This window comes from Paenibacillus sp. P32E (assembly GCF_001909085.1).
Lineage (GTDB): Bacteria > Bacillota > Bacilli > Paenibacillales > Paenibacillaceae > Paenibacillus_AQ > Paenibacillus_AQ helianthi.
The window spans coordinates 129,238-154,837 of record NZ_LVYY01000005.1; the positions used below are offsets into that span (position 1 = coordinate 129,238).

A 25,600-nucleotide genomic window follows, 5' to 3' on the forward strand; every position below is an offset into this window, starting at 1 on the left:
AGCTATTTTAAAGTTTGCCTAGGAGAAACGGCTGCCATCCTGCAGGAGAGGAGGAGGCCGTTTTTTTCTTTTTACACTCCGGTTGCGCTCTGGAATTTACGGTTTTTGAGCAAAGACAGCTTGCATCGCATACTACAAGCCTCTACAATCTTGAACAGGAAGGCTAAGCAGAGAGAGCAAGGATAAGGAGAATGGAGAAGCTATGACGAAGAAAACAATCTTTTTCGATATTGACGGTACGATCTATGATGAGGAGAAGAACATACCCGCGTCAACGAAGGAAGCCATTGCTGAACTGAAAAGACAAGGACACCACGTAGCGATTGCCACAGGCAGAGCCGCATACATGTTCGAGGATTTGCGCGAAGAGTTGGACATTCATTCTTATGTGTCGCTCAACGGGCAGTATGTTGTTTTTGAAGGAGAAGTGATTTACCGCAACCCGCTGGATACCTCTTCCCTGCAGGATCTTACCCTGTTTGCCGAAAAAAATGATCATCCGGTGGCTTATATTGATGCCGTAGGCATGAAGGTGAATGTTGCGGAGCATGAGTATATCAGAACCAGTATCGGGTCGCTGAAGCTGGCGTTTCCGACACATGATGCGGAGTATTTTCTGCAGCACGAAATCTATCAGGCGCTGATTTTTTGCCCCGAGGAAAATCAGGTGTTATACGAAGAGACTTACCCGCAATTTCATTTTATACGCTGGCATCCCTTGTGTATGGATGTGCTGCCGGGAAATGGCTCGAAGGCGGGGGGCATCGCTCAAATGATGAAATCGCTCGGGGTCCGGAAGGAAGATATCTATGCGTTTGGTGATGGACTGAATGATCTGGAGATGTTGGGCTTTGTGGGTCATGGTATCGCGATGGGCAATGCAGAAGATGAAGTGAAGGCTGCCGCGCGTTATGTTACCAAGCCAGTCAGTGAGAATGGAATTCTTGAGGGCTTGAGAATGGTGGGGCTGTTGTAGAGGAAAGGTGCAAATTTTAGCTTGCCCAGACGGTAGGAACATCCATTTTTCCGGGAAATAAATAGCAGCCTACGAGACGAATGTCCATGCCTCCCATAGGCAAATGGAGTACCTCGGCAGTCACGCTGCAAACTGAATCAATAGCACAATCCTGCTGAGCATAGTGGGCCATAATCCAATCAGAAGACGGGAGCACTTCTATACGAAGGCGTTCCTGTCTTTTTTGCTGCCGCTTTATTTGCTGAAATGAAGGTTTTATAAGAAATTTGTTATTCCCTTCCTCTGGAGTGGTTAAGATATATTAATGTGTCCGCAAGAGGCCGGGAAGTCCTTTATGCCGGAACATATTTCTTATCCAAGCAGGAATCGCAGAAGCGGAGGAATCCTTGTGAACCCGAAATGGTGGAAGGAAAGCGTAGTGTACCAGATTTATCCGATCAGCTTCATGGACAGCAATGGTGACGGGATCGGTGATTTGCGCGGAATTATGTCTAAGCTGGATTATTTGCAGGATCTGGGCGTGGATGTCATCTGGATCTGCCCGATTTATAAATCGCCGAACCATGACAACGGCTATGATATTAGTGATTATTGCGACATTATGAAGGAATTCGGGACGATGGATGATTTTGACCGGCTGCTGCGGGAGATGCACTCCCGCGGGATGAAGCTGATGATGGATCTGGTGCTGAACCATACTTCCCATCAGCATCCCTGGTTTATTGAATCCAGAAGCTCTAAGGATAATCCCAAACGGGATTATTATATCTGGAGAAAAGGTAAAAACGGCGGTCCGCCGAACAACTGGGAGTCTTATTTCAGCGGCTCGGTCTGGGAGCTCGACCCCAAGACGGATGAATATTACCTGCATCTGTATTCCAAATTTCAGCCGGATCTGAACTGGGAGAATCCCGCCGTGATCGACAAGCTGCATGAAATGGTGCAGTGGTGGCTGAAGAAAGGAATCGACGGCTTCCGTTTTGACGCAATCGCCCATATTGTGAAGAAGGACGGGTATCCCGACGCCTTGAATCCTAAGGGTACGACGACTGTGCGGGCGTATGACATGTTCTCCAATCTGGAGCATGTGCACACGCTGCTGCGCAATCTGAACGAGCAGGTGCTCTACTTTTACGATATTATGACGGTTGGCGAAACTTCGGGGCTTGGCCCGGAGCAGGCACTGGATTATGTCGGTGACGGACGCCGCGAGCTGAACATGACCTTTCAATTCGAGCATATGAATCTGGACTGCGCGGCTCCGGGCGGAGGAAAGTGGGATACGGTCCCCTGGAGTCTCCTGGAACTCAAGAAGATCATCAGTAACTGGCAGACGGTCCTGCATAATAGTGGCTGGAACGCCAACTATTTGTGCAACCATGACCAGCCGCGTTCGGTATCCCGGTTCGGCAACGATATGTATTACCGCATCCCCTCGGCCAAAATGCTGGCTACCTTTATTCATATGCTGGAGGGAACCCCTTATATCTACCAGGGTGAGGAGATCGGGATGACCAATGCGGGCTTTGATTCGATTGATGATTACCGGGATGTAGAAACACTGAATTATTATGAGGAAAAGCGCACGAATGGCGTTCCCGAAGCTGATATCATGGCCGCAATTCATAAAAAAAGCCGGGACAACGCCCGCACGCCGATGCAATGGAACGATGGAGAGGACGGTGGATTTACGGAAGGCGTACCGTGGATCCGGGTGAACTCCAATTCCCGGGAGATTAATGCAGCCAGTGCGGTCAAGGACCCTGACTCGATCTATCATTATTACAAGAAGCTGATCCAGCTGAGAAAAAAACATCAGGTCATTGTCTACGGTGAATACGCCCTGCTACTGGGAGAGCACCCGGAAATTTATGCGTACACCCGCACACTTGAGGATCAGCGGCTGCTGGTGGTGCTGAATTTCTTTGAGCGGGAGCCGGTGTTTGAGCTGCCGGGGGAATTTCAGTCACAGAAGCTGGAGCTGCTGATCTCTAATTACACGCCAATTAATGAGGAAGACCTGAGAAATCTGAAGCTTCGTCCTTATGAAGCAAGAGTATATCTGCAGCGACAGAATTAGAGTGGTCTAAAGAGTTGCCATGACGCGGGAAGTATGGCGAAATGGCGACTCTTTTTTGAGTTTAGCTATAAAAGACGGTACAATTGCGTTACATTAGGTGATATGTTCAAACCCGTTATTCTGAGAAAAATAAGGGGCATCGCCATTGGAATCGGGAGAGCTTGGTTCGAATACACGCGTAGCATACATAGAGAGGTTTGTGCAGGTGCTGCTGCGGGAGGAGAAGGAACATGGGTGAGTGGTATGAGGAGAGTTTTGGTGAGGATTACTTAACTGTATACAGACACCGGGATTTTGGCGGGGCGCGGCGTGAAGTGGAGCGGATGATCGGATGGCTGGAGCTGCCTCAGGGTGCCAGGGTGCTTGATCTGTGCTGCGGCATGGGACGCCATTCTCTGGCGCTCGCGGAAGCGGGATATGAGGTTACCGGTGTGGACCTGTCTGAGGCGCTCCTGCGTGAAGCGCGGGCACAGGCCGGAGCCGAAGCCGTGACCTGGATACGTTCAGATATGCGTCAGCTGCCGCTTGAGGGCGGCTTTGAGGCTGTGGTGAATTTGTTTACTTCCTTTGGCTACTTTGAAGAGGATGAGGAGCAGGTGAAGGTGCTGCGGGAAATCCGCCGCATGCTTGTACCGGGCGGCAAATTCATAGTGGATTTTCTGAATCCGGCTCATGTCATCCGCCATCTGGTTCCGCACTCCGTCCGTGAGGATGGGGATACTCTGATTGATGAGTCGCGGCGGATTGAGGATGGTTATGTCAAGAAGGATATCATCCTGACCTCGAAGTCCTGTGGGGCTTCACGTAAGTACCATGAGCGCGTCAAGCTGTATCCGCTGGATCAATTCCGCGAGATGATTGCAGCCGCAGGCCTTCAACTGGAGGCGGTCCACGGCAGCTATGAGGAAGAGGAGTATGTGGCGGAGAGCTCCGGGCGGATGATTTTTACGGGTGTACGTCCGGTGAAGGGATCATGAGGAAGACAGAACTAACCTCAGGGGAAGGCGGTGACGATAGCGTGAGGAAGATAGACCTGATCCCGGGGGAAGGCGGCAGCGATAGCATGCAAAAGGTTGGTATGAACTCATGGGAAGGCGGTATTATTCAGGTCTCGGTTCCGATGGACCTGCCGCTGCGTCAGGTGAACAGCTATATTCTCCCTGATCGGAACCGACAGCTTACGGTTATCGACCCTGGTCCGCATACGCCCCAAGCGGAGCTTGCCTGGGAGAATGTGTTGAAGGAGCTGGGCTATTCATGGGGTGAGATTCGGGATATTGTGGTCACGCATCATCATCCGGACCATTACGGTCTTGCAGGATGGCTGCAGTCCCGCAGTGGAGGTAAGGTCTGGATGTCGGGACGGGCCCATGCCGAAGCCCGGCTGACCTGGGGAGAGGCGGCTACTCTGAATGAAGCGCTGCCGCAATTTTTCCTCAGCAACGGCATGCCTGAGGAGTGGATACAGGGAATCCGGGAGCATTTGGAACGCTTCCTGCCCCAGGTCACCCCTCAGCCAGAGGTGACCTATCTCAATACCATGGAGCCGTTCCACATGGGGAACCGCAAGTGGCAGCCGATCTTGACCGGTGGACATGCACCGGGGCACGTGTCCTTTTATCATGGCGGCAGCGGGCAAGTTCTGTGCGGCGATGCTGTGCTGCCGCAGATTTCGCCCAATGTCAGCCTGCAGCCGGGCAGCGATCCGCAGCCGCTGCTGACCTTCATGGAGGGGCTGCGCGAGCTGCGTAGTCTCCGGGTAACTCAGGCGTTTCCGGGCCACCGGAAACCGTTCGCGGGTTTCACGGAGCGGGCGGACAGCCTGCTGCGCCATCATGAGGAGCGGCTGGATACGACTGCCGCTCTGCTTGAGGGTGGCCCGCTCAGCGGCTTCGCGGTATGCGAAGCGCTGTTCCGCAGCCGCGTGTCGAACGCACACCAGATGCGGTTCGCCATGAGCGAGGCATTGGCCCATCTGGCCGAGCTGGTGCGCCGGGAGCGGGCGGAGGTCATCCGGCCGGAGAGCGGCGGAGTGACCACGTTCGCGGCAGTGGAGTAAGCTGCGTGTAAACCAGCAGCAACATTATAAAGGCCAGGCCACGTATGACACAGGGGGAACCCCATGCATACGCGGCCTGGCCTTTTTGAGGAACAACGGCAGGAATGCCGTTGTTGAAGCACCCTGGGCTGGTTTGCTCAGAAACAACTGCAGAAATGCCGTTGTTGGACCGCCCGAACAGTCAATTTGTACTGAACCGTAACGATTATTCTACCTTTTTCATCTTGGACGGGTTGTTGATTTTGTACTTCACAGGATGCTGAGTGAGCTTCTTGGCCACGACCTTTGCTTCAAAGGACACGGTATCGCCAACAGCCAATTCCAGTTTTTTTAACGTTGCGCTGTGGCTGGACCAGATTTCATCGATAGCCAGGTCGTGGCCCTCCACAGCCACTCCCTCATAGATGATAACCTCGTCATCGTTATCGGAGAAATGATTGGGCACGGTTGTGAACTCTTTGACGACGGCCGTCATCTGCAGCTTCTCTTCAGGCAGAACTAGGGCCACCTTCTTTGGGGATTTGGCCGGTTTCTTCTTTGGAGCTTCCGGTGGTTCGCCGGCTACAATGGCTACAGCTTCTTCAGCCCTTGAGCTAACAGCCATTGATGGTGTGGCCTCTTCGTCTCCGCTATTTTCCGGGCAGGCTGCTGAACCTACAGCATCTGCTGCCCCCTCTTCCGCCACAGCTTCTTCAGGGTCATTCCCTGAATCCTCCGTCTTCGCCGCTTCGGAAACAGTGCCTGCTCTTGAACCGAAGGCGGCAGTCTGCATTTCTTTTAGATAAGCAGGATGAATGCAGTGCTGCTGGTTGTTCTCGAACTGTATCACAACGGTCTGAGGATCAACATATCCTACAATCTCACAGGGCAAAGTAAGCCCTTGCCGCTTGTACAGATAGGTTTTGACCCGGGTTGCTGTGGTGGATAACAGGTTCCATTCCTTGCAGCGCTCAATGAGCTCATCTTCACTCTCAAAATCCTGTACCAGCATGGGGCTGATCACAAAGGGATAGGTCATCCTGTGCTCACCTTCCTTACCATCTATTATCCGGAGCAGACCAGTCCTAGGGGTCCGTCCGAAGTCGGTATACCATTTAACACGTTGACGGCTATTCCGGCTGTGTCTTTTCTTTCTCCGACGCTGCCTTCCGTGGGGCTTCCTCAAGATCCTCGGGCGCATGCGGATGACCAAGCTCCTGCTCACGTTCGGCCTGTTTCCGGTGAGCGATACGCGAGCTGGCGGCAGCAGCCACCGCTCCTACAATGTCGTCCAGATAGGTATGGATTTGGCCGGTAGTTTTGTCGTTCAGCCGTTCGAGAACCCCTGGTTTCAGCTTGTCCACATAACCGTAATTGGTGAAGCCGATGCTCCCGTATACGTTCACTATGGAAAAAGCCAGAATTTCATCGACGCCATACAAGCTCTCATCATTTTCTATCATGTCCTGCAGAGGGGAGAGCAGCTTGCCCTCTTCTGCCAGCACATCCAGCTGGATACCTGTCAGAACGGCGTTCTGTACCTCGCGTTTGCTCAGTACCATCTCTACGTTATGGACACACTCTTCCATGGTGAGGTTCGGATAATATTTCTTCTGCAGCAGCATTACCAGCTCGGCGATTTCTTCCAAGGTTACTCCGCGTTTATGCAGCCAGAACCTGGTTGCTTCCGCGACCTTTTTGCTGTTTAGACTGTAAGGTATTTTTGCATTAGCATCAGCCATGATCAGTCACCCCGTAAATGTGTCTTAGTTTGGATAGCTTAGAAAATTGTAACCTGCCTGTGCTGCAATTGTCCAGATTCCGGGAATTTAGGATAAGCTGTTGTTATTTTTTGAGCAGAGGGCTCGTATACATAGCAGTACAACTGATCTCAAGCGTTGAAAGGGGTAATCATTCATGAAGCATATGAAACACATCCGCGGGCTCTCCGCAGCTTGCCTGCTCGCGGTTCCGTTAACCTTGTCCGGCTGCAGTATGTTCGGATCGGAATCGGCATCAGTAGATCCTCCGCCTGGTGAGGTCGAAGCGCAAATGCTGCAAGTCAGCGGTGACGGGGCATTGAAAACCGGTTTGCTCGGGCCCGCAGCACTGGATGGAGCTGACCTTTCCGCTGGAGTGAGTACGGATACTTCGTCTGCTGCTGCAGCCGGAGAGCGGACAACCGTCTTCCTGGAGGATGGAAATGGCCTGTTAGCCCCGGTATCTCTAAGCCTGCCGGAAGGCGACGATACCGCTATGCTGAAGGACTCCCTGACCGCACTGGTCAACAAAGGAAACTATGCCTCTGCACTACCCGAGGGCTTCAAGGGTGTGCTGCCTGCCGGAACGGAAGTGAAGAACATCACCGTAGACAAAGCTAAGCTGGCCGTGGTTGAGTTCAACTCCAAGTTTAATGATTACGAACCGGCAGATGAACGCAAAATACTTGAAGCGGTCACCTGGACGCTGACCGGACAGGACGGAATTCAGGGCGTGCAGTTGTGGGTTGACGGGAAAAAACTTACGGAGATGCCGCTGCAGGGCACGCCGGTGGACCGCCCGTTAACCCGCACCCTCGGAATTAACCTCCCCAAAAACGGACCGCTGCTGATGAATTCCAGCGCGGTCACGGTATATTTTTCAGCAGCAGCTTCGGACGGCAGTTATCAATATTATGTACCGGTTACCCGCTTTGTACCCGCAGGGCAGGATACCCTGAAGGCAGCGCTGAATGAACTGATTGCCGGTCCGGAAACGCAGAAAGGACTGGAGACGGTAATGACTCAGGAAACGGTGCTGGATTCGGTGGAAGCGGGACAGAACGGGGTGGTCACTGTTTCTCTGAATGATGATATGTTCGCGGACGGCAAGGGAGTACCGGCGGAAATGCTTGAATCCGTTGTACTTACGGTTGCACAGAACTCCGACGATGCGATGGTGCAAATCCGCATGAACGGGCAAAAAACAGTAACCGGCACCAATAACGTTGACTACGGGCAGCCGGTATCAGCCCCGGAATATGTGAATGTGCTACCGCTGTAAAATCGAAAGTAAGGTCAAAAGATGCTTTTGTGCCTGCTCTTTGGTAGAATAAAGCTTGCTACGCTGCTACTTGGAGTCAGAGAACTCTGAACCGGCTGTTTGCCGTAAGCGTTGCAGGTATTTGTGCTTAGCTTTCCGAATCTTATAGATGAAATTTCAAGGCGATGCCGTCCTGATCTTTACGGGGACGGCATCCCTTTCTGCGTAGAATGTAAGAGGGCGGACGCTGAGGCCACACAACAAACTTAGAGCTAGAGATGTAGGAGGCAGAAAAGATGAGATCAAACGGGCGCAATGCAGATCAGCTTAGGCCGCTGACAATAACCACTCAAACCAATAAATACGCGGAAGGTTCCGTGATCATTGAAATGGGGGACACCAAGGTCATTTGTACAGCCACGGTTGACGAGAAGGTTCCTCCATTCCTGAAAGGACAGGGTAAAGGCTGGGTAACCGCTGAATATTCCATGCTTCCCCGTGCCACGCAGACGCGCAACCAGCGTGAAGCGGCACGCGGCAAACTGACCGGACGCACGATGGAAATTCAGCGTCTGATCGGGCGGGCACTGCGTTCCGTAGTGAACCTGCACGCTCTTGGCGAGCGCAGCATTACACTGGATTGCGATGTTATTCAGGCGGATGGCGGAACACGGACAGCTTCGATTACAGGGGCTTTTGTAGCTATGGCCTTTGCGATTAACAAAATTGCGCTTCAGCATAAACTGAGCGTATTTCCAATTACGGACTATCTTGCAGCGATTAGTGTCGGGGTTGTCGGCGACGAGACTCTGCTTGATCTGAATTATGAAGAGGATTCCAAAGCGAAAGTCGATATGAACGTGGTCATGACCGGAGGCGGGGCGTTTGTAGAAGTCCAGGGTACCGGAGAAGAGCGTCCTTTTACCCGTCAGGAGCTGGATCAACTGCTGGGTCTGGGTGAGAAAGGGATCTACGAACTGATTGCCGTACAAAAGGAAGTGCTCGGAGCGATCGCGCTCAAGATCCCCACAGGCCAGCCTGGGCAAGAGGTATAGCAATGGATTCCGGGGGCGGTATTCTGATTGTCGCGACGAAGAATAAGGGCAAGGTGCGGGAGTTTCAGCATGCATTTGCTCCGCTCGGCCTAACCGTTAAAAGCATGTTCGATTACCCGGATCTGCCCGATGTGGTGGAGGATGGGGCGACTTTTGCCGAGAATGCACTGAAGAAGTCCCAAGCCGTCGGGGATGCCCTCGGCCTCCCTGTTCTGGCAGATGACTCCGGTCTGTGTGTGGATGCCTTGGAGGGAAGACCGGGGGTCTACTCGGCCCGTTATGCAGGTGAAGGTGCAAGTGATCATGAGAATAATCTGAAGCTGCTGAACGAGCTGGAGAAGCTGAAACAGGGCGAGGACACCGGACAGCCGCTGCTTAGTACGGCCCGCTTCGTCTGCGCCTTATCCCTGTACGATCCTTCTACGGGCAAAGAATTGACCGCTGAGGGAACTGTGGAGGGCTGGATTACCTCCGAGCAGGCGGGGGCCGGCGGCTTCGGCTATGATCCCCTCTTTTACCTGGCAGAGTACGAAAAAACCATGGCCGAGCTGACGCTGGAAGAAAAGCAGGCCATCAGCCACCGGGGCAAGGCATTGCGGTTATTAACCGGAAAGCTTGCGGCGCAGCAGGAACTTCAAGGCCAATAACAAAAGAAAAAACAGGCGGGTATTTTGCTCTATCCCAGCTTTTTATGCCTCGCCTGTCCCCTTCAGAAAGTCTGTCCGCGAGAGCTGCGGCAGACTTTTTTTATGCAGTGATAAATGGAAATTAGATGATATTATCCCCTAAGTATGGAAATTTCCCCCTAGCTTAATCCGGTGCTTTGTATGAAAATAAGAATTACCTTCATCCTTTCCTTTGTTAAGAATCCTCTTATTCTATGTACAACATCCCTCCCAATCGTTTTGTAGGCAGGTATTGCCCGACAACAACGCATAGAACAAACTTCTCAAGCACAAGACCAGCTTCGCACACCAGACAACGTTACCGAAATTGCAGGCTATGAGAGCATTACAAGATTAAGAGCACAGATGATCATTTTTCGTGCGCTTTTTTTGTGTACTCATCTAGTATCCGGATCTCGTGAATCTAATAGAGACAATGGATGAAGGTACATTCCAATCTGGAGGTGACACAAGGAGCCTTGTCTGTGAAACAGGATTACAAGCTAGTCATAGAACCTAGGGAGGTAAATGAAAATGAGGTTGGCAAACAGCAGATTTCGTAAAACCTTTGCGCTTGGGATGGCTGTTGCTCTTGTGATTGCACTCTTTTCAACGATAGGTACCCATGTCAAAACTGCAAATGCGGCTGCGGGCTACAAGCTCGTCGGTTATTATGCTTCGTGGGCTGCCTACGGACGGGCTTACAACGTTACAGATATTGATCCCAGTAAGATGAATGTGATCAACTATGCTTTTGCCGATATTTGCTGGAACGGGATTCACGGCAATCCCGACCCGGCCGGACCGAATCCGGTCACCTGGACCTGCCAGAATGAACAAGGCCAGCCGATCAGCGTCCCGAATGGCACGATTGTGCTGGGTGATCCCTGGATCGATGCCCAGAAAAGCTTCGGAGATGACAAATGGGATGATCCGATTAAAGGGAATCTGAAGCAGCTCTGGAAACTGAAAGCGAAGAATCCGAACCTCAAGACGGTGATCTCCGTCGGTGGCTGGACTTGGTCGAACCGGTTCTCCGATGTTGCCGCCACAGCGGCGACCCGTGAAGTATTTGCGAATTCTGCAGTCGATTTCATCCGCAAGTATCAAATGGACGGTGTCGATCTGGATTGGGAATATCCGGTTAGCGGCGGTCTTGCAGGCAACAGTTACCGCCCGGAGGATAAGCAGAATTACGTGCTGCTGCTGCAGAAAATCCGTGAAAAGCTGAATGCCGCCGGAACTGCCGACGGTAAAACCTACCTGCTGACCATTGCTTCCGGCGCAGGCCCGGCATACATTCAGAACAATAACCTTAGCGGCATTGCTGCCGTTGTCGATTGGATCAACATTATGACCTATGACTTCAACGGCAGCTGGAATACGACTACAGGGCACAATGCTCCGCTCTACTACGATCCGGCGGCAGCCTCAACAGGTCTGACTGAGCCGGCGAACTATAATATAGACAAAGCCGTCACAAGCTATCTCGCAAGCGGAGTCCCGGCGAATAAGCTCGTTATGGGCATGCCGTTCTATGGACGCGGGTGGGGCGGTGCGCCGAGTACAGGAAACGGGCAATATCAGGTGTCAGCCGGTATTTCGTCCACAGGCACATGGGAAAAGGGGAGCTATGACTTCTACGATCTCGAAGCCAACTATATTAACAAAAACGGCTATACCCGCTATTGGAACAACACCTCAAAAGTGCCCTATCTCTATAATCCGACTGCACAAACATTCATCAGCTATGATGACGTGGAATCCTTCGGTTATAAAACGAGCTATATCAAAACCGAAGGCCTGGCAGGAGCGATGTTCTGGGAGACTAGCGGCGACCGCAACAAAACATTGCAGAACAAGCTGAGTACCGATCTGGGCGGCGGAGTGGTGCCGACACCGACACCAACCCCGACCGCTACGCCAACGCCAACCCCTACAGTGAAACCAACCGCTACGCCAACGCCTACTGCTACAGTGACACCAACCGCTACGCCAACGCCAACCGCTACAGTGAAACCGACCGCTACGCCAACGCCTACTGCTACGGTTACCCCAACTCCAACAGCAACTCCAGGAGTAACCGCCTGGGTAGCAGGATTCGCCTACAAAGTGGGCGATAAAGTGAGCTATGGTGGTAATGTGTACACCTGCCGCCAGGCCCATACCTCGCTGCCAGGCTGGGAGCCGGTTTTGACGCCTGCTCTCTGGCTGTTGAATTAACAGCTTATCTTCAACAGCAAAAAGCTTGCAGAGAAGGCTGAGCCGACTCTGCAAGCTTTTTGTTCAGTTGGAATTTCCAGCGGATCACTTGACGATCGAACCATACCTCCATACATACGGATTTTTGTACAAGAAAAGAAATAGCCGCTCATAAGTTCCACGCGCTGTAATATAATGATATGTAATGCCTGTGTCCGGGCTAATAAAATTTATGCAACGTCATACGGTTTATTTCGTTATAGTAGTATATAGCGGAAGGTGGTGGGTTCACCGATGGTGGTCTGGGTATTTTGGTTAATTGCAGCCGGTGTCCTGTTTGTCGTTGAAATGATGACGCTTACGTTTTACCTGCTCTGGTTAAGCATTGGTGCTCTTGCAGCTTGTCTTGTTTCCCTTATGCTGCCTGACGCGGTATTGCTGCAGGTCTTGGCAGGCTCGATCGTTGCGCTGGGGCTGACGATTTGCTCCAAGCCGCTGGTAGCGAGATTCCGCAATTCGCGGGGGTTCAAGGATACAGGGACTGAAATTGTCGGCAGGCAGGGGCTCGTTGTAGAACCGATTGAGCCGGGGCAATTCGGTCAGGTTAAGGTAGGCGGAGACACCTGGAGCGCAACCTCAATAGAGGCGCTGGGCAAGGATGAAGTGGTCAAAGTAGTCGGAAGAAGCTCCACAATTATTGAAGTAGTAAAATGGGGGGATATGTACTAATGCAATGGGCTATTATTGGGATAATTATTTTTGTTGTTGTCGTATTTATCGCGCTGACCATCAAAATCGTACCGCAGCAGCGTGTAGGGGTTGTAGAGCGTCTCGGTAAATTCCACCGGCTGCTTACACCGGGGCTGAATATCCTTATTCCGATTATCGATCAGGTACGGACGTATCATGATTTGCGGATTCAACAGGCCAATGTGCCGCCGCAGACCGTGATTACCAAGGATAATGTACAGGTACAGATCGATACAATTATTTTCTATCAGGTGGTAGGCCCGGAAGAGGCAACCTATGGCATTTCCGATTATGTATACGGGGTGCGCAACATTTCCACAGCCACCATGCGGCAGATCATCGGTAAGCTGGAGCTGGATGAAACCTTGTCCGGCCGGGAAAAGATTTCTTCGGATATCCGCCTTGCGCTGGATGAGGCTACGGAGAAATGGGGCGTGCGGATTGAGCGTGTAGAGGTTATTGATATTAAGCCTCCGCTCGATATCCAGGAAGCGATGGATAAGCAGATGAAGGCGGAGCGAAGCAAACGTGCGATTGTGCTGGAGGCCGAAGCCGCTAAGCAGGATATGATCCTGCGTGCCGAAGGTGATAAGCAGAGTAAGATCCTGAAGGCAGAAGGCGATAAGGAAGCGCGTATCCGTCAGGCTGAGGGCTTAGGCCAGGCACAGGAGCTGGAGGCACTTGGTCAGGCCAAAGCGATTCAAGCGGTAGCCGAGGCCGAGAAGGCCCGTATTCAGCTGATCAGCAGCGCTGGACTCGATGAACGGGTGCTCGCATATCAATCTTTTGAGGCGTTGACCGAAATTTCCAAGGGAGCGGCTAACAAGGTGTTCCTGCCTACCAGTGCTGTGGATACGCTGGGCACGCTCGGCGCTATGGCTGAGGTGTTCAAGGCGAGCAAGGAGAGCAAGTAAGAGGGATATTTTACAATTGCGTCACATTCCGTTAAAGTAAAAGCAAAACGAAGCGCATGCTTACGAAGTCAGTTTTGCTGGGCAAAACTTAAGGTGTGTGCTTACGAAGCCAGTTTTGCTTGGCAAAACTATAAGGAGAGAATATGGTGACGCAAAAAGAAATTTCGCCACTGGTGGAAGCGCTGGGGCTGCAGCCTCACGTGGAAGGCGGCTGGTATAAAAGACTATGGAATGCCCCTTTTGAAATTCCGCAGGACACCCTGGGTGAGAGCTACTCCGGGCCAAGAGCATCGGCCTCTTCCATTTATTTTCTGCTGCATGCGGACGAAGCCTCGGAATGGCACACGGTGCTCTCGTCTGAAATCTGGCTGTGGCATTCCGGCAGCCCGATAGTTCTGAGTCTGGGAGGGAGCGGTGACAAGCCGGAGAATGTGACTGAGGTCGTTCTGGGCCTTGACATTGCAGCCGGCCAGCAGCCTCAGGTAGTTATTCCGCCAGGCGTATGGCAGGCCGCCCGCCCGCTCGGCGAAGAGCCGGTGCTGGTCTCCTGCATCGTCTCTCCCGAGTTCCATTTCGATGATTTCAAGCTGATCGGGAAATAAACTGAACGGTAAATGGAGTGTGGCTGTGTTTGCAGCTGCACTCCATTTTTTGTATCTAAGGCATGAACTGCTATACTGATTTTGATAATGGCTGATTACTATGCCGATTATAAGGTTAAAGGAAGTTTGTTCAGGGATAAGCACGCTGAAATGCAGCGGTTTACATTATCCTTATATTTCTCGCTGAGACGGACACTAGCCGAGGATAGGATGGCGGGCCGTTTCCGCTTAATACCATTACGACTGGAGGGCTAATCATGACAGAAGCAAACGGACCCTTTTCCGGGGGGCCTACGTTAAATGACGGGGCAACCATGCCTTGGCTGGGGCTTGGAGTATGGCAGACCAAGAACGGGGAAGAAGTGATTCAGGCGGTGAAGTCGGCGGTGGAGACCGGTTATCGAAGTATCGATACGGCTGCCGGATACAAGAATGAAGAGGGTGTCGGGCAAGCCATCCGTGAATGTGGAGCGGACAGGGATGAGCTGTTTATTACGACCAAGCTGTGGAACGGTGACCAGGGGTATGAGTCGACACTGAAGGCTTTTGAGGTCAGCCGCAAGAAGCTTGGCCTGGATGTTGTGGATCTGTACCTGATCCATTGGCCTGTGGCCGGTAAGTACCGCGATTCCTGGAAAGCTCTGGTGCATCTGCAAAAGGAGGGGCTTGTCAAATCCATTGGCGTGAGCAACTTCCAGCCGCATCATCTGCAGGATATCATCGACGATACGGGAGTGGTGCCTGCGGTGGATCAGGTGGAATTCCATCCGCTTCTGACCCAGCGCGAGCTGCTGAAGTATGCGAAGTCGCATGATATTCAGGTAGAAGCCTGGAGCCCGCTCATGCAGGGGAATCTGGATTTGCCGCTGTTGAAAGAACTAGCCGGTAGATACAACAAGACCGTAGCGCAGATTGTGCTCCGTTGGGATCTGCAGCAAGGTGTCGTCACGATTCCAAAATCCGTACATGCCGAGCGCATCGTGGAGAATGCGGGATTCTTCGATTTCACCCTCAGCGATGAGGATGTCAAAGCGATTGAAGATCTGAATCAGAATCACCGCTTCGGTCCGGACCCGGATAATTTCAACTTTTAAGCACATAAAAGGCATTGGGTACAATATTGAAAGCCAAAGAGCAAGTCTCCTTCGTGGGACTTGCTCTTTGGCTTAAGAGGATGGATTAGCGGCAGCTCTGCCGGAAATGATGCAGGCAGCACCAGGCTCTGCCGCTTAATAGACTGAGCGGGAGCGCACAGGCTACGGTTAGGTGAACGCGGCAGAACAGCTGCCTTTCGGGCAGGGCAATTCCGCCCTTTACTGTGCTGGCGGTAATCGAAGGTAAGCATCCACACGAGTGCGGTCATCCAGCCACCAAACTGCGGCGGCAGATCAGAGGTTAAGCCGAACTGGCGCATATCCGGCGCACTGCCGGTAATCAGGGTATGAGCTAGAATGGCCGCTGCCCCGTAGGCTAGGGGCAGACCTGCAGAGCGATAGATCTGCGTGAATGCTAACCCGGCAGATGTTTTACCCGATCGAAACGTTATACTTGCGCAGCCAGAGATTGACTTGGGATAGATAAGCAAACAGCTGCGGACCAGACATCAATTGGCCGAACCAGGGAAGATTGCTGGAAGATTCCGGTGATGCGGCGATTTCACGGATTTTGGCGGCGTCTATTAATGGAAGAATAGGGGAGGAAGAGTCATCCAGAATGTTCAGCATCTGCGTCCGGACAGCATTTAAGTAAGCCGGATTATGTGTTTTGGGGTATGGGCTTTTTTTACGGTAGAGCACATCGTCCGGGAGAATGCCTTCCAAGGCTTTGCGGAGAATGCCTTTTTCCCGGTTGCCTACAGTCTTGATCTCCCAGGGAATGTTGAATACATATTGCACGAGACGGTGATCGCAATAAGGCACGCGGACCTCCAGGCCCACGCCCATGCTCATCCGGTCCTTGCGATCCAGCAGGGTAGGCATGAAGCGGGTAATGTTGAGGTAGGACATCACACGCATTTGCGCCTGTTTGCCGGTCTCGCCGTCAAGTTTTGGCACCTCTGCTACCGCGTCGCTATATCTGTCACCCAGATACTCCAGCGGACGTATCCATTCACGGATCTCCGGTGACAGGAGCTCAGAACGCATTTTTGGTGCGACCGCCCAAGGGAAAGTGCCTGAAGACAGCATTTCTTCACGGTGGAACCACGGGTATCCGCCAAAGATCTCATCGGCTGCTTCGCCGGAAATGGCGACGGTCGCATTCTTTTTAATCTCCTGGCAAAATAAATAAAGGGAAGAATCCACATCGGTCATCCCTGGCAAATCCCGCGAATAGAGGGCGTTATCCAGCGCTGCCACCAGCTCGGGGGTATCAAACGCCACATAGTGGTGATTCGTCTTCAGTTCATCGACCATCCGCTTAATCCAGGGGCCGTCTGCACCGGGCTGGAAGGTGTGGCTTTTGAAATGCTTGTCATTATCGACATAATCTACGGAATAGGTATCTACCTGGCCCTGGCCGGTCCGGTTGTAATAGTCTACGGCGAGTGCGGTCAGCGCGCTTGAATCCAGCCCTCCGGAGAGCAGGGAACAGACCGGAACATCGGAAACCAACTGGCGCTCCAAAGTATCCTGCAGCAGCTCGCGGACCCTGGCCGCTGTTTCATCCACATTGTCAGTGTGTTCGTTGCTGGTAAGCTCCCAATAGGCATATTTGCGGATTCCATTCCGGCTATAAATCATGGCATGACCTGGACGAAGCTCGAATATATCTTTATATATCCCCTGTCCCGGTGTACGGGCCGGTCCGATGATGAAAATTTCCGCAAGCCCCTCCGGTCCGACATTGGGCTTCACTTTCGGATGCTGCAGCAGCGCTTTGGGCTCAGAGCCAAAGACAAACACATCGTCGACCTGACTGTAGAACAGCGGTTTTACCCCCAGACGGTCGCGTGCCAAAAACAACTGATCGCGCAAACTGTCCCACACGGCAAAAGCAAAAATACCATTCAGCTTCTCTGTGCAGTCCGGTCCCCACTCGATATAGGCTTGGAGCAGAACCTCTGTATCACATTCCGTGAGAAAATGATGCCCGCGCTGCTTGAGTTCGATTTTGAGCTCAGGGGCATTATATAATTCGCCGTTATACACAATCGCGTACACCTTGTCGTCATGGCGGGCGATCATCGGCTGGGCGCCATTCTCGGGATCGATCACACTAAGTCTCCGGTGTCCGAAAGCGCATGGGCCAGAGATCCAGGTTCCGGCTGCATCCGGTCCGCGGTTCTCCAGGGTTTCAGTCATTTTTACGAGCAGTTGCGAGTGCTGTGTGAGGTCGCCGCGCCACTGGATAAATCCGGTTATTCCGCACATGATGTTTCATCCTCTCTTTTGTGCGATTGTTGTCCAAATATAAGAATTTATATGCTTTACGCAATAAATGATCCTTATATTTCTCGCTGAAACGGCTTCCTCAATGCGATACAAAGTATCGCTCCTTCGGAAGTATAGGCTTCTTTGGGTCGGCGGAGCCGTTTCCACTTGTTTCTTTTTTGCCAAGTAATACAGATATATGCCGAAGGAAGGCATAAAATGTATGTCCTTATCCGAACACTAGAGAAGAGGAAAATTTGCCAGGAGGGATGATGACCAGTGTATTATATTAAAGACGCCAAAATCCGCAGAATGACCGAATACGACGGCGCACCATGTGCAGAGGTTGGCGTATTGCCGGGGGCTGTGGGCGATTCTGCCCTTTTGGTGTACATTGTGGAAGACCAGCGCGAGGAAGGCTATGAAATTGTACGCATTCTGACGAATGATGCCGATACCGCAACCGACTGGTTTGATAACAATTTGCATGATGCATTTCAGGACGTAACGTTCAGGGGGTTCACCGGCAGCACCATTATGACTCCGGAGGATGAACGGTCGAAGTTTCAGCAGGAGCTGCTCATTTTTGGAGATCTGAAAAAACAGCTGGAGGCTCATTTCCATAAGCTGTCCTAAAGAGTAGGCTAAAGAGCAGCGGCAGCGGAATTCATGCCGCTGAACCTGCCCCGGCAGCGGTGTTTTGAGGGTGAAGCAGATAGACTTCCTCTATATTCGCTCCGGGGGCAGAAATGCCGGTAAGAAGAGAAGAATTGGCAAACTTTTAAACGGCCTCTTGAAAAATTTGCTGAATAAGGTATAATAGATAACGTTGCGTTAATACATATGTCTTATAAGCTTTGCATTTTCACATGTGTCCCGGTAGCTCAGCTGGATAGAGCATGCGCCTTCTAAGCGCACGGTCAGGGGTTCGAATCCCTTCCGGGACGTCACTGGACAGCCTTCCTTCGGGAAGGCTGTTTGTGCGTCCGGGGGATGAGAAGCCCGAACGGTTCGTTGGAGCATAAGCATCGAGAGCATTCGCTTCGCAATCAGCCCGTTCTTATTACATCCGGTCGGGTTTCGGCAGTCCGAGTACATCCAAGACTTCGCCGAGGGTGTTCTGAAAGCGCAGAGTCAGCCAGATCCGGAAGCGGATGGAGGTATCCTCTCCCTTAAGGATCGGACAGGTGGAATAAAAGTTGTTGAACAGCGAGGCGAGAGTATGAGCGTAGTTGCAAATACTACCAGGCGTCAGCTCGCGGCTCGCCGTATAAAGAGTGTCCTCCCAGGTGCTGAGCTGTCTAAGCAAGGCTAGCTCGGCTTTCTCCAGCTGTGCCGGGAACTGGGGAACCGCTTCCTGTTCCGCGGGGGAATCTGCTTTGCTGAGCACACGGCCCGCACGCGCGAAGGTGTACATCAGATAGACCCCGGTATTACCGGAAATCTCTGTGGCCTGCTTGAAGTCGAACACAATCTCCGTGCCCAGATTGAAGCGCAGCAAGTAATAACGGATTGCGGCGGTGGCGATGAGCCGGCTGGAGAGGCCGGTTTTGTCGGAGCGGGCGGCTTCGATGCTGCTCTCCATGAGCTGGACCAGATCGCTCACCTTGACGCCAATCCCTTGGCGGCCGGACATGGCGTAGGAGCTTTTGCTCTCTGAAGTATCGATGCCAAGCTCAGCGGCGGAAGCCGGACTGAGTGAAACTACACCGTAGCTGACATGATTCAGCTTCTCTGCCTGCTCCCCATACCCCAGTACTTCAAGTGCCTGCTTCACCATCGCCTGCGGGTACTCCTGCCGGTAGTCGATGACATTGACCACTCTGTCCGCCTTGCCAAAAGCCATAGGACCTCCAGTTAAACCAGTTGTCCAAAGTCCCGAGTTGAATTTGCTATAGCTGAAATCCTTGTCCAGCAATCCGAATTTCCAGAGATGATAGGCAATATCCTTGGCAGTGTAGGTCAAAATTCCGTTAGAACGCACCAGCACCTTGTCCTTTTGATGATCCTCCGAATCGCTCTCCGTCCCGTCAGCCCCCGGTTGTTTCAGAATCCAGCACCCTGCTAGCTTACCCTCTGTTTCTTGGACGAATACTGCGGTCTCTTTCAGCAGACTGAAGGCGGATGACCAGAAGCCCTCCTTTAAAATACTGCTCTCCCAGACCAGAAGATCATACCCGATGCCGAAGTTGTCCATCTCTGCGACATGCTCTTTTACGATCCGTTCAGCAACCAGTTGGCCGAGCCAGGCTGTATTACCGTGGCCTTCCTCCAGTTCATGGAGAATGTCCGTCCGTTTATGGACTCTCTCCGGCTGCAGTGCATACTCCTTGTTGATGGCGGCATAGATATCCCAGCAGTAATCCCCGAAACGGACATGCTCACCGGCCAGCGGCACATGAAGCAAGCCCACTACCGTATCCGCCAGTTGATTGCCCAGATCATCCACATAGTTGTGGACCTCCACGTTGTACCCTGTTTTCCGTAAAATTCTTACCAGCGCATCCCCGATACAGGAGTTTCTCAGGTGGCCTATATGCATAGACTTATTCGGATTGACGCTGGTATGCTCGACAATCACTTTTTCCCCGCTGCCCGTAGGCAGCTCAAAGGAATAGCCCGCCCATTCCTGCCAGTTGATGTACATATTTATAAATCCCGGAGCGGCGATCTCGATGCGTTCGAACAATCCTCCGGTAATGCTCATTTGCTTAAGCTCTGCCGTGATCAGTCCGGCGATGGTCATGGGAGCTTTGCGCAGTTTTTTGGCCAATTGCATGGCAATGTTGCTTGAATAATCACCGAAATCGGCATTCGCAGGCTGCTCCAGGGCAACGGTTACCGGTTCTGCAGATTCTGCCCCGAGACTACGGATTACTTGGTTTACACTTTGTTCCAAATGGTTGCTAATCAGTTGACTTAACATGGGATTCCCTCCTTAAAAAATGCACTACAGCTGCAAATCCAGGGGTCCGGCAAACACAAAAAAGCCCCGTCTCTAAAAGAGACGAGGGCATAAGCGCTCGCGGTACCACTCTCGTTGCCGAACACCGGGTTCAGCCACCTCACAGGTTAACGGCCTTCAGCCGGGGCTTCCTACTGCCAGTTCAGAAGTCCATCTCCCGGGTGCGCTTCATGACAGGATCTGTACCGGCTTACACTCTCCCGGCTCGCTGGGGACTAGGGTCCTGGATCACTACTTTCCCGTTCATCGAATGTGGATTGATTTTTATCAGTATAGCGAATTTTTGGAAGAAAGCAATAGCCATTTTGTGGTGAGGCCAAACCAGGCATCAGGGCGCCGGAGAATAACCGATCAATCCGCAGCGGGTGCACCCGTTAGATTTTTAATGTCTGTCGAGCCGTAAATCAGCAGGGCAATTACGATTACAAGCAGAATACCGCCGGCAAAGTCCTCTCCGTCAAAGCTGTCCATCCGTCAATGCGCCTCCCTTTCGTCATTTTTCCGGGCTTCAGGAGTTATCGGTTTTTTTCTTCAGGGCGGTCATGATTTCGTTCAAGGTCAAGCTGCTATTATCATCCAGGAAGCTGAGCAGCTTATCAACATTGTTAGCATTGCCGGAGCTTAAATCGCCCAAGGATTTATACTTTCCCGTCAAACTGACGAACAGGGAAGCATCGGTATACATCTGGATAGAATCTACCCGCAGTTTACCGGTCAGCAGCAGTACAGCCACTGTGTATTCCAATCCTTTTGGAATTTGTTTGTTGGGATTAGCCGGTTGTTTTTTGGCACCGGTCTTTTTCCCCTTTCCAGGAGGGGGCATGGAATCTCCCTTCTTCCATAAAACAATCTATTTCTACACTCTATGCTCTTGCGCTGCTATCGGTGAATGGAGCCTGTCTTCTGTCCACACGGTTAGCCGCTTGCTCGAATATGAATATATTGTGCGACTAGGATCAAACACTGCAAGAGTCTTAGCTTCATAGACTGAATGGTGAATACAAGAAAGGAGGAGTGGGACAAGATGGCTATTTTATCAACTGGACCCCTGGAGAACAATGCGGTTCTGGGGGTTAGACCCACACAGCTGGTGACGGTGAAAATGGTATGCAGAAATACAGTAGGTGCTGTCACTGTAACCATTCAAGGGTATGTGCTTGGCACAACAAGAACGTTGTATGTAAATGAAGTGATTAATATCGGACCCGATGAAGTTGTGACGAGAAATTATTTTGCTGATTTGGATGCCTTCGAGTTTGTGTTTACAACCGGTTCTGGAGATGTGGAGACTGTTGGAATATCCGTGTGGGGCAAACAATCGTCTGGTCAGCTGGTCGGAGCTCATCGTGTAGTGGAACACGAGAAAACAAGTCAGGAGGCATAATACGAAATCAAATTAGAAAATGAGAACAGAAACAGGGACCTTCCGGCGGTATACGAGAGGAGGTCCCTGCTTTGTTATTTAGGAAATGATGATTAGTTCCTGATGTGGATCAGATCATCAGAATTTCGCGGATATCCTGCTCCGTTAGGGAAGATAAGGCTTCCTGACCCGGCTCGATGACTTCATCGATCAGATTTTTCTTCTTCTGCTGCAGCTCGTACATTTTATCTTCTACCGTGCCCTGAGCAATCAGCCGGATCACCTGCACTACTTTCTTTTGTCCGATCCGGTGTGCCCGGTCTGCGGCCTGCTGCTCGACAGCGGGATTCCACCACAGATCATAGAGGATGACGGTGTCTGCTCCGGTCAGATTCAGGCCTGTCCCCCCGGCTTTGAGCGAGATGAGGAACAGGTCCCTTTCTCCTTCATTAAAAAGTCCACACAGTTCAACCCTCTTTGAAGCAGGAGTATGGCCGTCCAGGTAGAAATGTGAAATCCCCTGCAAGCCCAGCTCGCGGCTGATCATCCCAAGCATCTCGGTGAATTGCGAGAAAATCAACATACGCTTGCCAGAGCTGCGGCATTCCTCGATAATCTCCAGCAGTTGCTCGAATTTGCCCGATCCTCCCGTATAGCCATCCACAAAAAGTGCAGGGTGGCAGCACAGCTGGCGCAGACGGGTAAGTCCGGCAAGCACCTTGATTCGCCCATTGCCGAACCCATTGCCGAACTCATCGCTGTCCAGATGCTTGAGCGCTTCCTTCCGCAGCCTGGCGAGATAGGCAACATACAGCTTTTTCTGTTCCGGCAGCAGCTCGGAGGCCTGAAGGGACTCGATCTTTTCCGGCAGTTCTTTAAGTACATCACTTTTCAGGCGGCGCAGCAGAAACGGGCGGATCCGCCTGGCGACAGTCTCCCGGGGCAAATCGTGAAAGGCTTTTTTGCCCGGGAACAGTCCGGGAAACACGACGCCGTAGATCGACCAGAGATCCTCCAGCGCATTTTCAACCGGGGTTCCGGTAAGGGCGAAGCGATAACGCGCCTGCAATGCTTTTACCGCCTGTGCCGTCTGGGTTGCATGGTTCTTGATGACCTGCGCTTCATCCAGGACGAGAGTATGGAAAGAACGCTTAACATACAGCTCGACATCACGGCGCAGCAGCGGATAGGAGGTGATTACAACATCACAGCCTGCCGCATTCCGCAGCGTCCGGCTCCGTTCGGTCAGGTTCCCGTCGGCGATAGCCGCTTGGATCTGCGGAGCGAAGCGCTTCAGTTCATTCTGCCAGTTGTAGAGCAGCGAGGCAGGTGCAACAATAAGCGCAGGCAGCCCGGTCTTGCGGATATCTTCCAGCTCTGAGAGCAGGAAAGCGATGCTTTGCAGCGTTTTACCCAGACCCATATCATCTGCAAGGATACCCCCGAAACGGTAGTGAGCCAGCGTCTTCAGCCACTGGAAGCCATACTGCTGGTAATCCCGCAGCACCGGAGCCAGTGTCTCCGGAAGCGGAAAGTCAAGATTCTCCGGACTGTGCATGTTCGCCAGAAGACGGCGGAAGGAGCGTCCAATGCGGATAGCATCGGTACCTCCTTTGCCGGTATCGGCATCCAAATGAAGCCCCTGGATTAAAGGCAGAGAGAATTCTGCGCCAGGGATATCGGCAGTCCCCATTCCAAGCTCATTAATGAGTGCGATAATTTCCTGGAACTCGGCGGTTTCCAGCGGCAGCAGCGCCCCGTCCGGCAGGCGGTAATATTTGCGCTTCTCCTGCAGGGATTTCAGCACCAGTACTATATCTGATTCGGGAATGCCGTCCATACCGAATTTGAAATCAAGCCAGTCGGTTTTTTCATTCCACGTTAAGCTGGCCTTGGGGATGTAGGTGCCGGTAGGCACCCTCAACTTGACGGCGGTGGTCGCGTATACCTGCAATAAGGGCTCCAGCAATGGAATCGTATGGTACAGGAAGTCATATTCCCCTTCCTCGTCGTTCATAATATAGCCGCTGTCCGTTCGGGCAAAAGACTCATGGGCCATCAGATCCAGAATCCGCTGCTCGGTTTCACTATCCCGCATGAGGATGACTTCATCGCCGCGGTCACGCATCTGCTCCTCCAGCGGATTGACAACAATCGTTCCGTACTGGAATTCAAGCCCGGCCAGCAGCCGGTCCCGCACCCGGTCCAGATAGAGCCTGGCTTGCAGCTGCGTCTGTACAATCCGGTCAGCAATGGCAGCAGCGATATGAACCTGTCCCAGCTTCTTGAGGCCGGGAATCACTTTGTCCATAAAAGTTTCCATCTGTCCTGGAGCGATAACGATCCCGTTGGTTCTGGACTCGGCCAGCATTCTCTTCAGTTCAGACAGACGTATGCATTCCTGCACCGGCAGCTTCAGCAGCTTGCTTTCAGACAGCACAAGCCCGTAATCCTCCATGACCGTAAGTTGTGCCAGTCCTGTAATGTCCAGCCGGTAGCCCTTTTCTTCAGCCTCATCAAATTGAAAACTAAGCTTAGGGAGCCCGTTTTCAATGGGAATGCCTGCGGTGACCGTGTCACCAGCCTGCCAATGAACAGAAGAGGATGCCCCTAGAACAGGCAGAAGTGACTCCCAGAAAAAAGGCGGAATGGCCAGCACCCGCTCTCCGCCCATACTTCCTGAATAAGAGGAATAGGGCGCGGCATTGCCCTGGTAGATCCGTTCATTCAGAAGAATCTCGATCAGCTTCAGCAGCACGGCATTGTCTTCCTTCTTGAAGCAGTGCAGGGCAGGGTCATACATGAAATGCTTGGAGAATTCAAAGGGTTCGCCGCGGTGGACGCGTTCCAGAAACGCTCTTATTTTCTGGACAATGTAAAGGCGTTTGGGGCCCACTTTCAGTTCAAGGCCGAGCATGCGGTTGCCAAAGTTATAGGCAAAGGGTTTGCAGATAAATTCCATCTCCAGCGGGATTCTAACATCTACATAAGCTCCAGCGCCGCTCGGGCGTTGGCGGTTGTTCTCGAACAACCCCAGCATACTGCTTACAAGAAACCGGTCATTTGAGTCATCAGCTACGTTTTGTGGATTCCTGTGGTCTTCATCCGGCTCCATTCCAGATGATTGTCCATCCACGTCTTCTTCGGCATAGAGGACAGATACCAGAACTGCGGCAATATGCTTGCAAAACGGTCCACCGTGGGAATACGCGGGACAGGAGCATTTGCCGTTCACGTCTCCGTCGCTGTCTATGGTAAGCGTGATATCGTAAGGTTCCAGTCCGTAGACAGTAGCCTGATATTTCGAATATTCCAGTCCCTCATTATTCTCTACGGCGGCCAGCCGGACCTTTCCAGCTTCATAATCCTCTGAGCCCCGTTCAAAAGCTGCCTTGCCGCACAGCAGCCGGATTACCCGTTCCGGCACATAAAAACTCACCGCATGATCACTTCCTTCTAACATATCCTTAAATGCTGAATTACTATAGCTTCCATATTAGCAGAACATGCGTACGCCTTCAAAGCAGGAATACAAAAAGCCATCCTGGGCCCGCAGTTCTGCAGGTAGAGGATGGCCGTGGGTCGCGGGCGATATGCT

General features: G+C 52.1%; 21 protein-coding genes, 1 tRNA gene and 1 other annotated feature. Of the genes, 15 read left to right on the top strand and 7 right to left on the bottom strand.

Features of this window, described 5'->3' with window-relative positions; translation table 11 throughout:
- The first annotated feature begins 202 nt into the window (after positions 1-202).
- From A3848_RS06635 to A3848_RS06650, 4 genes are all read left to right on the top strand, one after another.
- Positions 203-976: a Cof-type HAD-IIB family hydrolase gene (locus tag A3848_RS06635; RefSeq protein WP_074084163.1), complete on the top strand. Its 774-nt coding sequence runs from the start codon at positions 203-205 to the stop codon at positions 974-976.
- Between the two features lie 388 nt (positions 977-1,364).
- Positions 1,365-3,056 carry a glycoside hydrolase family 13 protein gene (locus A3848_RS06640; protein WP_074084232.1) on the top strand — a complete coding sequence of 564 codons (1,692 nt, stop codon included), beginning with the start codon at positions 1,365-1,367 and terminating at the stop codon, positions 3,054-3,056.
- A 230-nt stretch (positions 3,057-3,286) separates the two neighbouring features.
- Positions 3,287-4,033: a class I SAM-dependent methyltransferase gene (locus A3848_RS06645; RefSeq protein WP_074084164.1), complete on the top strand. Its 747-nt coding sequence runs from the start codon at positions 3,287-3,289 to the stop codon at positions 4,031-4,033.
- Entirely contained in the window at positions 4,030-5,115 is a 1,086-nt protein-coding gene (locus A3848_RS06650) for an MBL fold metallo-hydrolase (RefSeq protein WP_244169723.1), read from the top strand. The genes A3848_RS06645 and A3848_RS06650 overlap by 4 nt, the downstream gene beginning before the upstream one ends.
- Before the next feature lie 205 nt (positions 5,116-5,320).
- On the opposite strand, the gene A3848_RS06655 is transcribed toward A3848_RS06650, so the two are convergent.
- Together A3848_RS06655 and A3848_RS06660 are read right to left on the bottom strand one after the other, a co-directional pair.
- Positions 5,321-6,133, bottom strand: coding sequence for a hypothetical protein (locus A3848_RS06655; protein WP_074084165.1), 813 nt, complete (start codon positions 6,131-6,133; stop codon positions 5,321-5,323).
- Between the two features lie 91 nt (positions 6,134-6,224).
- Positions 6,225-6,836, bottom strand: a complete 612-nt coding sequence (locus A3848_RS06660; RefSeq protein ID WP_074084166.1) for a phosphatidylglycerophosphatase A family protein — start codon at positions 6,834-6,836, stop codon at positions 6,225-6,227.
- A 175-nt stretch (positions 6,837-7,011) separates the two neighbouring features.
- Here A3848_RS06660 and A3848_RS06665 point away from each other — a divergent pair, with 175 nt between their 5' ends.
- From A3848_RS06665 to A3848_RS06700, 8 genes are all read left to right on the top strand, one after another.
- Positions 7,012-8,136 carry a GerMN domain-containing protein gene (locus tag A3848_RS06665; RefSeq protein ID WP_074084167.1) on the top strand — a complete coding sequence of 375 codons (1,125 nt, stop codon included), beginning with the start codon at positions 7,012-7,014 and terminating at the stop codon, positions 8,134-8,136.
- A gap of 275 nt (positions 8,137-8,411) precedes the next feature.
- The gene (gene rph / locus A3848_RS06670; protein ID WP_074084168.1) at positions 8,412-9,170 is read left to right on the top strand and encodes a ribonuclease PH; all 759 of its coding nucleotides are present in this window, start codon (positions 8,412-8,414) and stop codon (positions 9,168-9,170) included.
- 2 nt (positions 9,171-9,172) lie between these two features.
- Positions 9,173-9,817: an XTP/dITP diphosphatase gene (locus A3848_RS06675; protein ID WP_074084169.1), complete on the top strand. Its 645-nt coding sequence runs from the start codon at positions 9,173-9,175 to the stop codon at positions 9,815-9,817.
- A 552-nt stretch (positions 9,818-10,369) separates the two neighbouring features.
- Positions 10,370-12,058 (top strand): glycosyl hydrolase family 18 protein, encoded by a 1,689-nt coding sequence (locus tag A3848_RS06680; RefSeq protein ID WP_256702188.1) that lies wholly within the window; start codon positions 10,370-10,372, stop codon positions 12,056-12,058.
- A 273-nt stretch (positions 12,059-12,331) separates the two neighbouring features.
- Entirely contained in the window at positions 12,332-12,766 is a 435-nt protein-coding gene (locus A3848_RS06685) for an NfeD family protein (protein ID WP_074084171.1), read from the top strand.
- Positions 12,766-13,701, top strand: a complete 936-nt coding sequence (locus A3848_RS06690) for an SPFH domain-containing protein (RefSeq protein WP_074084172.1) — start codon at positions 12,766-12,768, stop codon at positions 13,699-13,701. Before A3848_RS06685 ends, A3848_RS06690 begins: the two co-directional genes overlap by 1 nt.
- A 143-nt stretch (positions 13,702-13,844) precedes the next feature.
- Positions 13,845-14,303, top strand: a complete 459-nt coding sequence (locus tag A3848_RS06695) for a cupin domain-containing protein (protein ID WP_074084173.1) — start codon at positions 13,845-13,847, stop codon at positions 14,301-14,303.
- 257 nt (positions 14,304-14,560) lie between these two features.
- A complete protein-coding gene (locus A3848_RS06700; RefSeq protein WP_074084174.1) occupies positions 14,561-15,397 on the top strand; it encodes an aldo/keto reductase in 837 nt (278 codons plus the stop codon).
- Here the strand turns inward: A3848_RS06700 and A3848_RS31635 are convergent.
- A complete protein-coding gene (locus tag A3848_RS31635) occupies positions 15,394-15,888 on the bottom strand; it encodes a hypothetical protein (RefSeq protein ID WP_143192349.1) in 495 nt (164 codons plus the stop codon). The genes A3848_RS06700 and A3848_RS31635 overlap by 4 nt on opposite strands.
- Positions 15,830-17,674: an asparagine synthase (glutamine-hydrolyzing) gene (asnB, locus tag A3848_RS06705; protein ID WP_074084175.1), complete on the bottom strand. Its 1,845-nt coding sequence runs from the start codon at positions 17,672-17,674 to the stop codon at positions 15,830-15,832. The genes A3848_RS31635 and asnB overlap by 59 nt, the downstream gene beginning before the upstream one ends.
- Positions 17,675-17,953: 279 nt before the next feature.
- Between asnB and A3848_RS06710 the strand changes: the two genes are divergently transcribed.
- On the top strand, positions 17,954-18,310 hold the full coding sequence (locus A3848_RS06710; protein WP_074084176.1) for a hypothetical protein: 357 nt from the start codon (positions 17,954-17,956) through the stop codon (positions 18,308-18,310).
- A 237-nt stretch (positions 18,311-18,547) separates the two neighbouring features.
- Positions 18,548-18,621 (top strand) — tRNA-Arg (locus A3848_RS06715).
- A gap of 116 nt (positions 18,622-18,737) precedes the next feature.
- Here A3848_RS06715 and A3848_RS06720 read toward each other — a convergent pair.
- Positions 18,738-20,600, bottom strand: coding sequence for an arginine--tRNA ligase (locus tag A3848_RS06720; RefSeq protein WP_074084177.1), 1,863 nt, complete (start codon positions 20,598-20,600; stop codon positions 18,738-18,740).
- Between the two features lie 74 nt (positions 20,601-20,674).
- Positions 20,675-20,895, bottom strand: a binding site (T-box leader).
- Positions 20,896-21,147: 252 nt separating this feature from the next.
- Positions 21,148-21,462: a hypothetical protein gene (locus tag A3848_RS06725; RefSeq protein WP_074084178.1), complete on the bottom strand. Its 315-nt coding sequence runs from the start codon at positions 21,460-21,462 to the stop codon at positions 21,148-21,150.
- A 201-nt stretch (positions 21,463-21,663) separates the two neighbouring features.
- Between A3848_RS06725 and A3848_RS06730 the strand changes: the two genes are divergently transcribed.
- Positions 21,664-22,023, top strand: a complete 360-nt coding sequence (locus tag A3848_RS06730; RefSeq protein WP_074084179.1) for a hypothetical protein — start codon at positions 21,664-21,666, stop codon at positions 22,021-22,023.
- Between the two features lie 109 nt (positions 22,024-22,132).
- Here A3848_RS06730 and A3848_RS06735 read toward each other — a convergent pair whose 3' ends face one another.
- Positions 22,133-25,441: a DEAD/DEAH box helicase gene (locus A3848_RS06735; protein WP_074084180.1), complete on the bottom strand. Its 3,309-nt coding sequence runs from the start codon at positions 25,439-25,441 to the stop codon at positions 22,133-22,135.
- Positions 25,442-25,600: the final 159 nt, after the last annotated feature.

Excerpts from the sequence above, each read along its gene's own strand:
- A3848_RS06680 (WP_256702188.1), top strand. The coding sequence starts at position 10,370 with ATGAGGTTGGCAAACAGCAGATTTCGTAAAACCTTTGCGCTTGGGATG.
- A3848_RS06725 (WP_074084178.1), bottom strand. The coding sequence starts at position 21,462 with ATGCCCCCTCCTGGAAAGGGGAAAAAGACCGGTGCCAAAAAACAACCG.
- rph (WP_074084168.1), top strand. The coding sequence starts at position 8,412 with ATGAGATCAAACGGGCGCAATGCAGATCAGCTTAGGCCGCTGACAATA.
- A3848_RS06645 (WP_074084164.1), top strand. The coding sequence starts at position 3,287 with ATGGGTGAGTGGTATGAGGAGAGTTTTGGTGAGGATTACTTAACTGTA.
- A3848_RS06720 (WP_074084177.1), bottom strand. The coding sequence starts at position 20,600 with ATGTTAAGTCAACTGATTAGCAACCATTTGGAACAAAGTGTAAACCAA.
- A3848_RS06700 (WP_074084174.1), top strand. The coding sequence starts at position 14,561 with ATGACAGAAGCAAACGGACCCTTTTCCGGGGGGCCTACGTTAAATGAC.
- A3848_RS06690 (WP_074084172.1), top strand. The coding sequence starts at position 12,766 with ATGCAATGGGCTATTATTGGGATAATTATTTTTGTTGTTGTCGTATTT.
- A3848_RS06660 (WP_074084166.1), bottom strand. The coding sequence starts at position 6,836 with ATGGCTGATGCTAATGCAAAAATACCTTACAGTCTAAACAGCAAAAAG.
- asnB (WP_074084175.1), bottom strand. The coding sequence starts at position 17,674 with ATGTGCGGAATAACCGGATTTATCCAGTGGCGCGGCGACCTCACACAG.
- A3848_RS06675 (WP_074084169.1), top strand. The coding sequence starts at position 9,173 with ATGGATTCCGGGGGCGGTATTCTGATTGTCGCGACGAAGAATAAGGGC.
- A3848_RS06635 (WP_074084163.1), top strand. The coding sequence starts at position 203 with ATGACGAAGAAAACAATCTTTTTCGATATTGACGGTACGATCTATGAT.
- A3848_RS06730 (WP_074084179.1), top strand. The coding sequence starts at position 21,664 with ATGGCTATTTTATCAACTGGACCCCTGGAGAACAATGCGGTTCTGGGG.
- A3848_RS06695 (WP_074084173.1), top strand. The coding sequence starts at position 13,845 with ATGGTGACGCAAAAAGAAATTTCGCCACTGGTGGAAGCGCTGGGGCTG.
- A3848_RS06685 (WP_074084171.1), top strand. The coding sequence starts at position 12,332 with ATGGTGGTCTGGGTATTTTGGTTAATTGCAGCCGGTGTCCTGTTTGTC.
- A3848_RS06650 (WP_244169723.1), top strand. The coding sequence starts at position 4,030 with ATGAGGAAGACAGAACTAACCTCAGGGGAAGGCGGTGACGATAGCGTG.
- A3848_RS06655 (WP_074084165.1), bottom strand. The coding sequence starts at position 6,133 with ATGACCTATCCCTTTGTGATCAGCCCCATGCTGGTACAGGATTTTGAG.
- A3848_RS06665 (WP_074084167.1), top strand. The coding sequence starts at position 7,012 with ATGAAGCATATGAAACACATCCGCGGGCTCTCCGCAGCTTGCCTGCTC.